We start from the raw sequence: 14,771 nt of genomic DNA, 5'->3' as shown, positions 1-14,771 counted from the left end.
ATCTTCTTGCCCATGGGGGGACTGTTCGCATGCGCAACCTGTTCCGATCCGGCCCGCCGACGCGGCGCGGCGGCGTCACGCTGGCCGCGGCGATGGCCGCCGGCCTCGTCCTGGCCGGCGTCGCGGCGTCGCCGGCCGCGGCCACGCCCGCCGACCCGGTGCCGGTCCAGCTCGTCTCCATCACCGACCTGCACGGCTACTTCGGCGAGTACACCACCACGGTGCCCGGCGCGAGGGCGGGTGAGCCGGCCCAGCAGGTCGGCGGCGGCGCGTACCTGACCAGCCACATCAAGCAGCTCAGGGCGGGGAAGACCAACTCGATCCTCTTCTCGGCCGGGGACGACTTCAGCGGCTGGCCGAACGAGACCGGATGGTTCTGGAACGAGCCGACGATCGAGTACCTGAACTCGATCGGGCTGGACTTCTCCACCGTCGGCAACCACGAGATGGACCGGGGCATCGAGTTCCTGCACCACATGGAGGACGGCACCTGCAGGGGCATCCCGAGCCTCGACCTCTGCTTCACCGACTCGACCGGCCGCCGCTTCCGGGGTGCCGACTACGACTACTACTCGGCCAACCTGGTCGACGACCGCAACGGCAAGCCGGCGCAGCAGCCGTACCACGTGGAGTACGTCGACGACGGGCGGGGCGGCAAGCTGCCGGTCGGCTTCGTGCACGCCACCACCAAGCTGATGTCGGACGAGCAGATGTCGTACACCCCGAAGGGGTTCCGACTGCTCGACGAGGCCGACACGGTCAACCGGTACGCCGCGATCCTGCGCCGGCAGGGCGTACGCGCGATCGTCGCGGTCCTGCACGAGGGCTTCTCGCAGCAGTCCGGCGCGGGTTACAACGAGTGCGTCAACCCGTCCGGGCCGGTGGAGGAGTTCAACCGGCGGATCACCCCGGACGTGGACGCGATCGTCACCGGACACTGGCACGCCCTGGTCAACTGCATGCTGCCCGATCCGGCCGGCGCCCCGCGCCCGGTGGTCGAGGCCGCGAACCACGGCCGGCTGATCAACGAGATCAACCTGCGGCTCGACCCCCGGACCGGCGAGGTGCTGCGGGACCGGACCACCTCGGTCAACCACGCCAACACCCGCGACGTCGCGCCCGACGCGGAGACGCTGCGGATCGCCGAGTACTGGCGGCAGCAGCTGGTCGTCCGGGGTAACACCCCGGTGGCGGCGGTGACCGCCCCGCTGACCCGGTCGACGGGCGACCGGGCCGAGTCCACCATGTACAACGCCGCCGCCGACGCGTTCCGCTGGGCGGCCAACCGGGACGGCAGGGCGGACCTCGCGGTCGCCATGCCGGGGATCCTCCGCCGGGACATCGCGTACGCCGCCGACCCGGCCAACCCGGCCGACGCCCCGGGGCGGGTCCTCTTCTCCGAGCTGGCGCTCGGCACCGTCTACGACAGCGGCATCGGGGTGGGGCTGGTCCGGGGCGACGTGACCGGGGCCGCCCTCGACGAGCTGCTGGAGAGCCAGTGGCAGCAGGCGGCCGACGGCACGGTCACCTATCGGCACCTCGCGGTCTCCGAGAACGTGCGGTACACGTACGACCCGACGCGGCCGGTCGGCGACCGGATCGCCCCGGGCGGCATTCTCATCGACCACAGGCCGGTCAGGCCGACGGCGACGTACCGGATCGCCACGCTGGCGAACAACTTCTTCGCCAAGAACGCGACGCCCGGCTTCACCGCGCTGTTCGGGGCCGAGCGGCAGGACCGCAGCGCCTACAACGGCGGCGACGCGCTCTGGCGGTACCTGGAGAAGAAGTCCCCGATGAGCCCGCCGGCCCTGGGCCGCGCCCAGCCGATCACCGCAGGCTGATCCGGACCGGAAGCTGATCCGGGCCCGAAGCAGCGGCGGCCGGGTGCGGGACGCTCGCGTCCCGCACCCGGCCGCGATCCGCGACCGCGACCGCGACCGCGACCGCGACGATGAACGACACCCGGGGTGGCCGACCGCGTTCTGACACCCGCGCCTTTCCCCCTCGCCCCCCGCGTCTCGATGGCGCGGATCAGTTCTCGCCGGCCGGCGCGTGCCGTGGGCGGGGTCGTTCCCACCGGTGCACGGCCGCGACCGCGACCGCGAGCGTGAGTACCGGGATCAGGACCAGCACCAGCCACTGCCCGGGGTTCAGTCCGGCCGGCTCGTCCGGGCCGAAGGGGTGACTGTGCAGGAAGGGCAGGTAGACGTAGCCGATCCGGCTGAGCAGCAGCAGCGCGCCGACGGGGGCGAGCAGGGCCAGGACGCGCCGGCGCAGCGGTGCCCGGATGCTCAGCACGGTACCGAGGCCGAGCAGGTATCCCGCGCCGAGCAGCACGGCTTCGAGGGCGGAAACGGCGTTGGTGAAGAACAGTGGTGTCCGCACGGTCCCGCCCTGCCAGGCGGGAAAGTACATGACCGCGACGGTGGGCAGCGTGCTGCCGACCAGCAGCGTGGCGCCGGCGAGCAGCGCGATCCGCCACCGTCCGAGCAGGGCCGTGGCCGAGCGGGACGCCGGTACGGTCAGCGCGGCGGCGGCCAGCACCGCCAGCGCCACCGGCCACAGGCCGACCACCGAGGTGTAGTAGTAGCCGTGGTCCCGGGCCGCCCGCAGCACCTCCAGCACGGCGGCGGGCCAGGCGAGTACGGCCGCCGCGCGCCGCCACCGGGTCGCGGCCAACACCGCCACGGCGAGCCAGCCGACCGCCGGCACCCAGGTCTCCCAGGGGAGTTGGGCCTGCGCCCAGGACTGCCAGGAAGAGAATCCCGGCACCCCCCAGAACGCGGCCATGGTGAGGTTGAACAACGGGTACCGGCCGGCGTACGCCAGCAGGGCCAGCGGGGCGACCAGGCCGAACACGGCCGCGGTCGACCGCCAGTGCTCGCTCGACAGGTCGACCACGGCCTGCTGGGTACGGGCCCGCAGCGCGCCGGCGAGCAGGGCGCGTACGTCCTTCGCCCGCGGCCGGCGCTGCCCCGGGTCGGCGTCGTCGAGCAGGACGCCCAGCATCTCCTCCTCGTACTGTCGGCGGTGCTCCCGGGGGTAGCAGGCCAGCAGCCAGCGGTACGCGCGTTCGAGGGTCATGCGATTCCACCGTTCAGCGACAGGCCGGCGCGGCGCAGCCGGGCGGTGGCCGCCTCGACGTTGTCGCGCATCCGGGCGGTTTCCTGGGCGAGGCGCTGGGCCCCGAGCGCGGTGAGGCGGTAGTAGCGCCGCAGCCGCGACTGCACCAGTTCCTCGCGGTCGACCTCGGCCAGGCCCTCGGCCCGCAGCCGGTCCAGTACGGCATAGAGCGTGCCGGCGCGCAGGTCGACGCGGCCGCCGGAGATGCGCCTGACCTCCGCCAGGATCGCGTAGCCGTGCTGGGGGCCCTCGACCAGGCAGGTCAGGATCAGGAACGTCGGTTCCCGCATGGGCGATTCGTTCATGCCAGGAGAATATACAAGTAGAAAGTATATCTGGCTAGCGTGACGATGATCCGGAAAGGGCGGCGGGGCGGCGGGTTGGGCATCGACGATGACAGATGTATTGTGGGAACGCTCCCAGATCGCGTCCTCCACCTACCTGCCCGAGGAGCTGAAACATGTCGCGACGGCGTCGCCCCGCCACCATGCTGGCCATGCTGCTCGTTCTGGCCGTGTCCGCGTTCCTGTTGCCACCGGCGTCGGCGGCCGGCACCGCCGCGGCCGGCACCTCCCACACCAGTGCGGTGCCCCTCACCGAGCTGACCGTGGTGTCCGAACAGGTGGCCTCCGGTCTACAGCGTCCCATCGCGCTCACCGGGCTGCCGGACGGCCGGATGCTGATCGCGGAGAAGAACGGCACCGTCCGCGCCTACCACCCCGACACCGGCCTCGCGGCCGAGCCGGTGCTCGACCTGACCGCCCGGATCGACACGTCGGACAACGAGCGCGGTCTGCTCGGCATCACGCCCGCACCGAACTTCGCGCGGACCGGGATCCTCTACGTGGCCTACACGAGCCTGCCGGCCGGCACGCTGACCCTGGCGCGAGTGCCCATCGGCGCTCCCAACCGGCTACAGGTGCTGCTCACCCAGGAGCACGCCGAGTACGGCAACCACAACGGCGGACAGGTGGCGTTCGGCCGCGACGGCTACCTCTACTGGTCCCTCGGCGACGGCGGCCACGCGAACGACCCGTTCAAGTCCGGTCAGAACCTCGGCACCCTGCTCGGCAAGATCGTACGGATCGACGTCAACCGCACCTGCGCGGGCAAGCCCTACTGCGTGCCCTCCGACAACCCGTTCGTCCGCACGCGCGGCGCGCGGCCGGAGATCTGGGTCTACGGGCTGCGCAACCCGTGGCGGTTCACCATCGACCCGGTCGACGGCTCGCTGTGGATCGGTGACGTCGGCCAGGGCCTGGTCGAGGAAATCGACCACATCCGCCCGTCGCAGCGTGGGGCGAACCTCGGCTGGTCGTGCCGAGAGGGCACCCCGGTCTTCGACCCGGAGCAGTGCCGGCCGGGCGTGCGGTACACCGACCCGGTCTTCGAGTACGAACACTTCATGACGGAGAACTGCTCGGTGACCGGCGGCGTGGTGTACCGAGGGTCCGCCACGCCGGAGGCGTGGGGCACCTACGTCGCGAGCGACTACTGCTCGACCCTCGCGTTCGCCGTTCGTCCCAAACCGACCGGCGGCTACGAGTCCGCCACGATCGGCAACTTCCCCATCCAGCCGACCGCGATCGACGTCGACGTGCACGGCGAGCTGTACGTGCTCAGTGACCTCCCGGGATGGCTGAGCCGGGTGCGGTTCGAGCGGGTCCAGCCAGCCTCTGGCGGCGGGGCCGCGAACCGCTGAGCCCGGGACGATCCCGCAACATCCGCAGTACCCCTGGGGGACGGCCGCGCGGACGCGGCCGTCCCCGGCTCGCTCCGGGTGCGGGCCCCGGGTTTCCCGAAGAGCAACCAGCCGTACCCGTGAACGCCCCGCCCGAGCCACTGTCGGTCAGCCATCCGTGGCGGTGTCGGGGCCGGCAGGGCTGACGTGTGCCGCGACGAGGCGCCACCCCTTGTCCTCATCGAGGATCCAGGTGCGCGTGTAGCGGACCCGAGCCGCGAACGGTTCACCGGCGAGGGTGCCCTCCAGGGAGCCGAGGAACCAGGTCACCCCGGTACCGCCGACCACGAGCACCGCCAGGTCCTCCTCGTCCACCCGGGTCATCGACTGCCGGCCGGACCGGTGCACGTGCAGGTCGTCCTGCTTGGAGTACAGGCGCCCGTCAGGTCCGGTGAACACGAGCCGGTCATCGATCAACCGATCCAGCTCCGCGACATCGGACGCCAGTTGGGCCCGCTGCAGACGCCGTTCGGCAGCGCGCAGCGCCGCGGCTTGGGCAGCGGACGCGTCAGTCCGGGTATCTATGAAACGATCTGACGGCTGGCCCACGTGAGACATAAACAACCCCTGACTGAGCCGGTTGAAGCATTCTCGGCCATCCTGTCAGGCCAGGCTGCTGGGTCTGCCCATCGGCGCCGCACCGAACGGCGTCATCATGAACAAGACGCTGTTCGAGAGGTACGGCGTGCCGCTTCCGGACGACGTGCAGACGGTCGTCGGTCGCTACAACGAGCAGGCGCTGCTGGGCCAGATGTCCAGCGCGGACGCGGCTCGGGGTTTCATCGACACCGTCCAGAGTGCCATCGACGCCGCATCCTGACCCCGGTCACCCCCGATCCCGGGGCGATAGATTACGTCGGGTGGTGAGCAGCAGAGCCGCCTCTCGCCGCCCGACGGCGCCCGCGCGGAGCGCACGTGCGCTCCGCGCACCCCCCAGGAGTCCCCACCCGCACCACGTAACGCTACCCAGGAGCTCGACGTGATCAACGTTGCCATCATTGGCACCGGCGGCATCTCCAATTCCCACATCAACGCTTACCACGGTTTCCCCGATCGCTGTCGCATCGTGGCACTCGTCGACACCTCGCTCGATGCCGGCAAGGAAAAGCGCCGCGACCTCGGCCTGCATGATGCCCGGGTCTACAGCTCGCACGAGGAGTTGCTCGCACACGAGGACGTCAATCTCGTCAGCGTGTGTACACCGCCGGACACACACGAGCGGATCTCTGTCGACTGCCTGTCGGCGGGCGTGAACGTGCTGTGCGAAAAGCCCATGGCGCCCTCTGTCGCGGCATGCGATGCCATCCTCCGTGCGGAGGCCGCCAGCGGGGCAGTCTTCAGTTCGGTCGCGCAGAACCGTTTCCGCGACGATGTCGCCCGGCTGAAGACCGTCGTGGACTCGGGGCTGCTTGGCGAGATCACGCATGTGCAGGTCGACTCCGCCTGGTGGCGCGGTCTGCCGTACTACGACATGTGGTGGCGGGGCACGTGGGCACAGGAGGGGGGAGGCCCGACGCTCAACCACGCGGTACACCACATCGATCTGCTGCTGTGGCTCCTGGGAGCGCCGAGCGCAGTCACTGCCGTGCTCACCAACGCCGCTCACGAGAACGCTGAGGTCGAGGACCTGTCGGTCGCCGTGCTGCAGTACGCACGGGCCTTGGCCACGGTCACCAGTTCGGTGGTCGACCACGGTGAGCGTCAGCGGATCCTGGTGCACGGGCGAGAGGCCAGCGTGAGCCTCGATGGTGAGGTGGTCGCTGAGACCTCTCAGCCCAACGGGTTTCCCAAGCCGGCGGGCAACACGGCGCTGGTGGACCGGCTACGCGCGTTGATGTCCGATTGCGCGCCGCTGTCCCACACGGGGCACCAGGGCCAGGTTGATGACGTGCTCAGCGCCATCGAGGAAGGCAGGCGCCCCACCATCGACGGCCGCGACGGACGACTCACCATCGAGGCCATCACCGCCATCTACAAGGCAGGCATCGAGCGTCGAACCGTCGACCTGCCCCTGCCGGACGGCGATCCGTATTATCAGAGCAATACAGTCGCCGAACGCGCCCCGCGGTTCTTCGCGAAGTCCGCCGCGGTCCGGCACCAGTCCGGCCCGATCACTGTCTCGGGCGAGCAGGTCGTCGATGTTACGGCAGGAGTCCGATGAGCGCCGGCGATGGCGCGACGTACGCGCCGGCACCTGTGCCCGCTCCCGTCGTCGAGGCCGGCGAGTTCGTATTCGCAGCCATCGGCCTCGATCACGGCCACATCTATGGCATGTGCGAGGGGCTCATCGGTGCCGGCGCCACTCTCAAGTGGGTTTACGACACCGACGAGACGCGCGTCGCGCAATTCCGCGAGCGCTTCCCAGACGTCCGCGTCGCGCGCGCGGAAGCCGAGATCCTCGACGACCCGAGGGTCCGGCTCGTCGCCGGTGCAGCCATCCCGAGCGAACGGTGTGCACTGGGCCTGCGGGTGATCGACTCCGGCAAGGACTACTTCACCGACAAGGCGCCGCTGACCACGCTCGAGCAGCTTGCCGCCGCTCGGGAGGCGGTGGAGCGGACCGGGCTGAAGTATGCGGTGTACTACTCGGAACGCATCCACGTCGAGACGGCGGTGTTCGCCGAGCAGCTCATCGAACAGGGTGCGATCGGCCGCGTGTTCCAGGTCGTCGGGTTCGGCCCGCACCGCCTGAACGCGGGTAGCCGGCCCGGCTGGTTCTTTGAGAAGGACAAGTACGGGGGCATCCTGACGGACATCGGCAGCCACAACGTCGACCAGATCCTGCACTACACCGGGTCCACCGACGCCAAGGTGGTCAACAGCCAGATCGCCAACTACGCCCACCCGGACCACCCCGGCCTTGACGACTTCGGCGACGCCAATCTCGTCACGAACACCGGCGCGACCGGCTACCTGCGGTGCGACTGGTTCACACCGGACGGCCTGCAGACGTGGGGCGACGGTCGGACCTTCATTCTGGGCACCGAAGGCTTCATCGAGCAGCGCAAGTACATGAATCTAGGAAATCAGGACGGCCCCGGCCACCTCCTCCTCGCCAACAACGACGGCGAAACGCACTTCCAGGTCACCGGCAAGGTCGGCTACCCGTACTTCGGCCAGCTCATCCTCGACTGCCTCGACAGGACCGAGAACGCCATGACTCAGGCCCACGCGTTCAAGGCCATCGAGCTGGCCATCCAGGCCCAGAGCCAGGCGACGGACCTGTCGACCTCACGCTGACAGCGGTCGGCAACAGTGCGGTCCGTGCGCGGTAGCCGGAGCACGGACCGCACCCCATTACGGCCCAACAGGGCGCGGCGAAACAGGCCCTGATACCCCCTACCATGCCCGAGATCCGGGTTTCACAGTCGAACAACCGTGGCCGGCCGTCGTCTGGGCCCTCCGCAGGCCGGCCAGTCCTCGTGAACCGCGGCCTGAGCCCAAAACGTGAGCCGAGGTCGTGACTCGCGCGTGCCCCACAACGACGAAGGGCGTACAGCCAAAAAGCTATACGCCCTTGTCAGAGATGGTGCGCCGCCAGGGACTCGAACCCCGAACCCGCGGATTAAGAGTCCGAAATCATCTATCCCGGAGTCTGACGGCTAATGCTAGCTCATATCGTTTGAGCAGGTGAGGGGGCCGGCGGCATCCCGTCTCATGCCGCCGACTCCCGCGCCATTTCGGGACGTACGGTCCCCCTCGGTCCCCCCGAATCCCCAGCGAACCAAATCCACCCAATCTCGACAAATCGACGCCGGTAGTCGGGGGAGCGGGTACACGCCCGCGAGTCCGGGCCCGTCGCGGAGTCGATGATCCGCGAGGTCTTCGACACCCACGGCGTCCCGCACGTGGTCCACGCCGACCGGGGCACGTCGATGACCTCGAAATCCGTCGCCAACCTGCTCGAAGACCTGGCGGTGACCCACTCGCACTCGCGGCCGACGGTGTCCAACGACAACCCGCACAGCGAGGCCTGGTTCAAGACGTTGAAGTACGCACCGGTGTTCCCTGACCGGTTCGCGTCCCTCGCCGACGCGCGATCGTTCACGGCCGACTTCGTGACCTGGTACAACCATGCTCACCGGCACTGCCATCGGCCTGCACACCCCGGCCGAGGTCCACCACGGCCGCCCACCAACGCGTACGCGCCGGCCGCGCCGACACCCTGGCCACCGCGCGGGCGGCGCATCCGGAACGGTTCAGCACCACCCGACTCCTACCCAAGATCCTCGATCTGCCCGGACAGGTCTGGATCAACAAGCCCGAGCAGGAAACAGAGCCCGTGCCCACAAGCCGCTTAACTCCCGTTGGCCTCAATCCCTTGACACGTTCCGCACTGGCCGCGCTGACACTGATAAACCGTCGTTGCAAGAACGGCGCCGCGCGGTGGTGCGCACGCAACTGGGCTAGGATGGGCCTGCCTCGAAGCCCAGTTTGGCGGTTACGGCAGCAAGGATCTCCCTACGGTCGGAATCCGGGCCGGTAACAGTCATACCTTTCCCCTCACGTACCTGGCGCGCCTCCAAGTCCGCGACGATCGCGTAACATATGTCGCAGACCACCTCCTATCGATCCAGCAGCGGCCCTAGCGCCGCGTACGTCAGGTCGGTCAAGAAGAACCGGTGCACGGTCGCATTGCGGTGCTCGTAAAGGTCGACAACCTCCGCTTTCAAAGCGTCGTCGATCAGACCGCGACGCCGAGCCTCTTCATAAACCGCTCGCTCGGAGATCTTGGTACCGCTTGGCACCTGCTGCACGTAGGCGTTGATGTCGACGTGGTCGCCAGTGAGTTGCTTGTCGAGAACGATCGCGATACGAAGTAGCCCATCGATGAGTGAGACATAGAGCACTATTCCCTCGATAAGGCTTCCCGTACGGTGGGCCCGCGCAAGGAGATGTCTGACGGCCGCAAACGAGTGGACAAAGTTGTTCAATGGGTGCGCCGAATCGATGGTCATCAGGCCAGCATAGGGGCGGCATGGAGACGGCGCGGGCGGCGAGCTTGCCGGCCATCCGCCTGCTGATAGTCGGGTGGCTCCCCGCCCCGACCAGTTCTCTCCCCCGGAGGCACCTACTTCCCCAGGTACGCTGCGGCAGTCTGTCGGGTGGATCGGGACTCGTCCCCGCATTTCGGCGTGCCGGCCCGCGCCAGCGGTCCGCTGTTGCTCGCCGGCCCGGATGCCAGCGTTCAAAACCCGCAAACAATCCGCCGGACCCGCTCGTGGTGCGCGGTGGTTTCGTGCGCCTACACGTCCATCGTGCTCGACGCCTTGGCGTGGCCGGCCACGTTCGTAAGTCCGGCGGGCTCCAGGCCCTCACTCGCAACGACGAGGCGTGCCTCCTGATTGAGGCACGGGTGCGGTCTGGGAGAAGGCCCCGAACTGGCCCGGCACCGACTCCGCCGATCTGGCGCCCCTACGTCGAGTTCAGCGGCCCACCCGAAAGCGATCTGCACCTGAGCCCCAACCCAGAACGCGACCGCCGCTCAGCCGCCGATGACGGCGATCCTCGTCCAGTCCGGGGACTGGGCGAAGCGGTGCATGGGCAGCAACCTAGCCAATCAGCAATTAGCTGACGGTCCACAGTACGTCTGCCACCACGGCCAGCTGGACTCATCGAACCAGCCGCCATGTGTTAAAAATCAAATTGGAGTCGATATTATCTCAACAGCGAGAAAAATTACTCGTCCATCCCTCATCGGGATCCCCGTCGTAGTTTACAAGCGCCAGTTCGCCGTTCACACTTTTGAAAGATAAGGCCGTTCTATACCGAAATTCCCTGCCCCCAAGTTCGTCGAAGTCGAGCGTCACGCCGGAATCTATCCTCCAGTTACCCGATCCAGAAGTGGGCGGCACACCATCGAACTGAGTACGGACTTGATAGCCCTCTACATGCCCGGCCGGAGTTCCTAATCTCACTGGGCACCTACCAGGCGGCGGCGATTACCTACTACTGGGCTCAGATCGCGCTGCCCGACGGCTGGGGCGACGCCACTCCGTTGCGCCGTCTGGCCGACGCAACAACTGCCGACGCGCAGCGCGAGCGCACCTGCGAGGACGGCACCTTCAACTACCTGCCCGAGATAGTCGCCAACGACTCCTGCGACGAGTTCCCCTTCGCAGCCACCTATGAGGGCGGCACCCCCGGTGCACTCTGCGCAGACATCGTTCCCCTTCTTGAAGACGGCGGTTGGCAGATTTACGAGGCGAACCCCGACAAGCCCGTGACGGGCACGGAGAAGTGCGTCCGGGGTCACGTTCCAAACGAGCAGAACACGGGTGCTGGCGGTGAGCTAGGCCGGTTCGTCCAAGCCCAGCGGGTGCTCGACCTAGAAAAGTACTGGATGTATCTGGTTCCATGAGGCAATGATTGATGATCCCTGGGCCTGGGCCGTGGATGGTAGGCGCGTCAGCTTCTGTTTGACCTTCATTTCTGGCCGCGACCCAGCTCAGGTGATCACCACCCTCGGTGGTGACCCGGACCGGCTGACGCTGTACACCGAGCTTGAGGCGTACCAACAGGGCAGACCCAACACAATCATCCGCTGCGGCACCGTCGGTACCTGGACCTTCTGCTACGAGGACAGCGCCGGCGCGACGGCCACCCCGGCGACGGCGGCACGCCTTTCCGAAGGCACCGAACTACTCCAGGTAATCAAGGGCGGTGACGGCACCAATGTGATCGTGCACGCCCGCAACGGCCGCAGGGTCGAGTGGACCGAGCCGCTTCGATCGTTCCAGCCATCCGGCAAGGGCCCGCACCCACTGCACTCCGCCGTGCAGGCCCAGATGCGCCGCGAACCAGAAGTCCTCGGACTGGTCGCCGCCCTACACCTCATCGCCGACTACGTCGGCGGCCACATCACCGAAGCAGACCTCGAAGGCCCCTTACTGGGCGTGGTGGTCTCGCTGACTGGGCTGGAGTGGCAACTCTGCGGTTGAATGCCTCGCCAGATCAGCATTACGACACCTCGACCGTCCAGCCCTAGCGACCGCCGGCCAGTCGGTAATGCCGCTTGGTAGATCCGTCCGGGTCGGTCACTGCGGCTGGAGTTGTCCTTGCGCTGAGAGTATGGCGAGGCCCCTTCGGGTCCGGAGGAGATCCTGCAAGTGAGGCTCAGCTCACTCTGCTGGCGCCCTGACTTCGTGGCTGCCGACACCGGATACATAGATGTAAGGGTTAAACAGTGAAGCTGCGAACCGGCAGAGACCCCCTTCGGGGTCAACATGGTGAGCAGTAGACGGCTCCGCTGTAGAGGCCCCTCCGGGGCCACGACGGTTCGCAGGCTCGCTGCTCCGCCGGCTTCGCTGTATATACCCCCGAACTGGGTCCTCAGCAGCATCCGTGCATACGTCGCCGGGACCATCACTCTTCCGATAAGGGGAAGCCGCTTGCCCGGCTGGCAGAACAGCGACCGGCGCGACCGGCTCCCCTCGAACTGGGACAAGATCCGCAAGGACGACGCCGGCTACCGCTGCGAGGCAACGAGCGCCGATGACGAGCGGTGCAAGGAGCGGGCCGTCGACGTCGACCACAAGCGGCGCGGCGACGACCACAGCCAAGAGAACCTGCGAGCGCTGTGCGAGTGGCACCACGACAAGAAGTCTGGGGCAGAAGGCGCGGCGGCCCTGGCGGCGACGCGTCGCCGGATCAGCAAGCGCTTTCGCCGGGCCGAGGTTCATCCCGGCCTGATGTAGTTCGCGCTCCGGGTTGAGCAGCCATCCCCATTGAGCGCCCGGGAGAGCGGCCTTCGCCGCCTTCCGCTGGCCCCTGCCCTGCCGCCCTCTCCGGGGCAGGGGCCCACATCCGTTAGCGCCTCGGGCAAACTCGTAGCCTCGTCGGGCGGACATCGGGCGCATTGATGAAGCATTGGGCGCGGCCGGCGGACAGGCCGCGGACAGCTCTAAACCGAACGCGGTCGATCAGAGCAGTCGCCAGAGCCCGGCTCTACACCATTAAGGTACCGATTGTCGGTACCCAAATTGGCACCAATGGCAGATTGACCGGGACGCACAGGCCGGGCTTGACCCGATGACTGCGCTAAGCGTTGTCGCCTTGTGCGATTCTGTGCGACGCAGCAATAGGTCAGTTCAGGGAAGCTGCCCTCTAGCCGCAATCGACTGAGGCTTCCCGGCGGGCTGCGGACGACGCAGTCGGCGATCAGGAGTATTGACATGGGTCAGTTGGAGTCAGTGTTTCAGTGATGTGGTTGTCGTGACGCGACGACCAAGCGCCAACTCAACGAGAAGTGCCCGGGGCTCACCGAGCCTGAGCACGGCAGCTGGTACTTCACCGCTTACGTACCGACGATGACTGGTGGCCGCACCCGGGTTCGTCGTGGTGGCTATGGCGGCCGAGCAGGCCCGGCTGAAGCTGTTGGCGATGCCCGAGAACAGGGCGGCGGGGCAGACGCTGACGCTGCAGCGGTGGCTGACGCAGTGGCTGGCGGCCATAGAGGGGCAGATCCGGCCGACGGCCCTGCGCGCATACCGCGAGCATGTGCACAATCACCTGATCCCGGCTATCGGCCACATCGAGCTGGCGAACCTGCGCGCCTGCCACGTACAGGCCGCATTCCTGAACATCGGCACCCGACGCACGAAGTCCGGTCGGCTGCTCGCTGCTTCGACACAGAATCGCATCCGGGCGACGCTGCGCAGCGCCCTATCCGAGGCCGTCCGGCAAGATTTCATCCCGCTCAACCCGGCATCCCGGATCCGCCTGCCCAAGCCTCACAAGGTGCACCCCGTGCTTTGGACGGCCACCAGAGTGGCCGAATGGCGGGCTACCGGCGTCCGCCCCGCAGTCGCGGTGTGGACCAGGCAGCAACTGGTCGCCTTCCTGAAAACCATACGCAACGACCCGCACTTCGCTCTTTGGTGGTTGGTCGCGCTGACTGGCCTGCGCCGCGGCGAAGTCGCCGCGCTGCGCTGGACCGACATCGACCTCCACGACACAACCCTGACGGTGAAAGAGCAGATTGTCGTGGTTGACGGGCAGGACGTTGTAGGTCCACCCAAGTCCGCGACCAGTTGCCGCACCATTGCTCTGGATGCCACCACCGTCCGGCTGCTCCGTAACGAGTGGCGCTTGCACCAACGCGCGCTACGGGAAACCGGCCGCAACCCCGGCCGATACCTGTTCGTCAACGCCAAAGGTCAGCAGCTGCGTCCGGACTACCTCACACGCAGGCTCGGCAAACTCATCGCCAACGCGGACCTACCGCCGGTGCGGTTGCACGACCTTCGCCACGGCGCCGCGTCGCTCGCCCTCGCCGCCGGCGTCGACCTCAAAGTCGTGCAACACCTGCTCGGCCACTCAAGCATCATCACCACCGCCGACATCTACACCACCGTCCTGTCTGAAGCATCTCGCAACGCCGCCGAGGCAACAGCCTCGTTCGTCCTTGATGTCGCCCGCACCCGGCTCAGCCTCGGTGGCGCATCCCAAGCCTGACCACCAGCCGACCTCGTCGTCGACATCTACCCTCATCCACGGATCGGCCCGTGGCTCGGCCTCCGCCGACACGACAAGGGACACCACAGCGTCCTCTCCGACCGATCCTTACAGCCCTGACCGATCGGCCACCGTCGGTCACGAACGACATCGTCGAGCATGGGTCGAGCCTTGCGCCCGAGGCTGGAGCAACAAGGACGAGAGCGTCAGGGACTGCGTAGATTTCCGTTTGACCTGGGTGTGGTCCGTTGGACAGGACGTCGATCCTGTCGGGGAAGGACCACGTCATGGCAGACAAGAAGAATGCTGTTCAGCTTCCGCAGCCGACGGCGGCGGAGGTGGAGTTCGCTCAGCAGTTGGTGGAGCGGGCCAAGGCCGACGTAAGCATTCCAGGAGTCGCGATGGTGTCAAGCAAGAGTCCGCAGGGCTCGACCAACACCTCCGCAGG

13 protein-coding genes and 1 pseudogene are annotated in these 14,771 nt (G+C 67.6%); 10 read left to right on the top strand and 4 right to left on the bottom strand.

Annotated features, from left to right (window positions below; translation table 11 throughout):
• Positions 1-29: 29 nt before the first annotated feature.
• Positions 30-1,844, top strand: a complete 1,815-nt coding sequence (locus AB0J86_RS18010) for a 5'-nucleotidase C-terminal domain-containing protein (RefSeq protein WP_363858356.1) — start codon at positions 30-32, stop codon at positions 1,842-1,844.
• Between the two features lie 190 nt (positions 1,845-2,034).
• Here the strand turns inward: AB0J86_RS18010 and AB0J86_RS18005 are convergent, their stop codons facing one another.
• Both AB0J86_RS18005 and AB0J86_RS18000 read right to left on the bottom strand, forming a co-directional pair.
• Positions 2,035-3,087 (bottom strand): hypothetical protein, encoded by a 1,053-nt coding sequence (locus AB0J86_RS18005; protein ID WP_363858354.1) that lies wholly within the window; start codon positions 3,085-3,087, stop codon positions 2,035-2,037.
• On the bottom strand, positions 3,084-3,431 hold the full coding sequence (locus tag AB0J86_RS18000) for a PadR family transcriptional regulator (RefSeq protein ID WP_363858352.1): 348 nt from the start codon (positions 3,429-3,431) through the stop codon (positions 3,084-3,086). The genes AB0J86_RS18005 and AB0J86_RS18000 overlap by 4 nt, the downstream gene beginning before the upstream one ends.
• Positions 3,432-3,586: 155 nt before the next feature.
• Between AB0J86_RS18000 and AB0J86_RS17995 the strand changes: the two genes are divergently transcribed.
• On the top strand, positions 3,587-4,828 hold the full coding sequence (locus AB0J86_RS17995; RefSeq protein WP_363858350.1) for a PQQ-dependent sugar dehydrogenase: 1,242 nt from the start codon (positions 3,587-3,589) through the stop codon (positions 4,826-4,828).
• A 147-nt stretch (positions 4,829-4,975) separates the two neighbouring features.
• Here the strand turns inward: AB0J86_RS17995 and AB0J86_RS17990 are convergent, their stop codons facing one another.
• Positions 4,976-5,425, bottom strand: coding sequence for a nuclear transport factor 2 family protein (locus tag AB0J86_RS17990; RefSeq protein WP_363858348.1), 450 nt, complete (start codon positions 5,423-5,425; stop codon positions 4,976-4,978).
• 97 nt (positions 5,426-5,522) lie between these two features.
• On the opposite strand from AB0J86_RS17990, the gene AB0J86_RS17985 reads away from it, so the two are divergent.
• From AB0J86_RS17985 to AB0J86_RS17970, 4 genes and pseudogenes are all read left to right on the top strand, one after another.
• Positions 5,523-5,687 (top strand): hypothetical protein, encoded by a 165-nt coding sequence (locus AB0J86_RS17985; protein WP_363858347.1) that lies wholly within the window; start codon positions 5,523-5,525, stop codon positions 5,685-5,687.
• A gap of 159 nt (positions 5,688-5,846) precedes the next feature.
• On the top strand, positions 5,847-7,028 hold the full coding sequence (locus AB0J86_RS17980; RefSeq protein WP_363858345.1) for a Gfo/Idh/MocA family oxidoreductase: 1,182 nt from the start codon (positions 5,847-5,849) through the stop codon (positions 7,026-7,028).
• Positions 7,025-8,107 (top strand): Gfo/Idh/MocA family oxidoreductase, encoded by a 1,083-nt coding sequence (locus AB0J86_RS17975; RefSeq protein WP_363858343.1) that lies wholly within the window; start codon positions 7,025-7,027, stop codon positions 8,105-8,107. The genes AB0J86_RS17980 and AB0J86_RS17975 overlap by 4 nt, the downstream gene beginning before the upstream one ends.
• Positions 8,108-8,640: 533 nt before the next feature.
• Positions 8,641-9,134: pseudogene (locus AB0J86_RS17970) on the top strand (integrase core domain-containing protein); the annotation flags it as partial.
• Positions 9,135-9,432: 298 nt separating this feature from the next.
• Here AB0J86_RS17970 and AB0J86_RS17965 read toward each other — a convergent pair.
• Complete coding sequence (locus AB0J86_RS17965) at positions 9,433-9,825, bottom strand: hypothetical protein (RefSeq protein WP_363858341.1); 393 nt, start codon at positions 9,823-9,825, stop codon at positions 9,433-9,435.
• Between the two features lie 1,040 nt (positions 9,826-10,865).
• Between AB0J86_RS17965 and AB0J86_RS17960 the strand changes: the two genes are divergently transcribed.
• From AB0J86_RS17960 to AB0J86_RS17945, 4 genes are all read left to right on the top strand, one after another.
• Positions 10,866-11,228, top strand: a complete 363-nt coding sequence (locus AB0J86_RS17960) for a hypothetical protein (RefSeq protein ID WP_363858339.1) — start codon at positions 10,866-10,868, stop codon at positions 11,226-11,228.
• A gap of 4 nt (positions 11,229-11,232) precedes the next feature.
• Positions 11,233-11,808 carry a DUF6461 domain-containing protein gene (locus tag AB0J86_RS17955; RefSeq protein WP_363858337.1) on the top strand — a complete coding sequence of 192 codons (576 nt, stop codon included), beginning with the start codon at positions 11,233-11,235 and terminating at the stop codon, positions 11,806-11,808.
• A gap of 450 nt (positions 11,809-12,258) precedes the next feature.
• Positions 12,259-12,564, top strand: a complete 306-nt coding sequence (locus AB0J86_RS17950) for an HNH endonuclease (RefSeq protein ID WP_363858335.1) — start codon at positions 12,259-12,261, stop codon at positions 12,562-12,564.
• Between the two features lie 619 nt (positions 12,565-13,183).
• Positions 13,184-14,323 carry a tyrosine-type recombinase/integrase gene (locus AB0J86_RS17945; RefSeq protein ID WP_363858333.1) on the top strand — a complete coding sequence of 380 codons (1,140 nt, stop codon included), beginning with the start codon at positions 13,184-13,186 and terminating at the stop codon, positions 14,321-14,323.
• The last annotated feature ends 448 nt before the right edge of the window (positions 14,324-14,771 follow it).

Origin of the sequence: Micromonospora sp. NPDC049559 (assembly GCF_040676675.1) — a bacterium.
Taxonomy (GTDB): Bacteria; Actinomycetota; Actinomycetes; order Mycobacteriales; family Micromonosporaceae; genus JBFAPK01.
The sequence above is the reverse complement of the archived record's forward strand: the minus strand, read 5'-3'. Positions and strand labels throughout refer to the sequence as shown.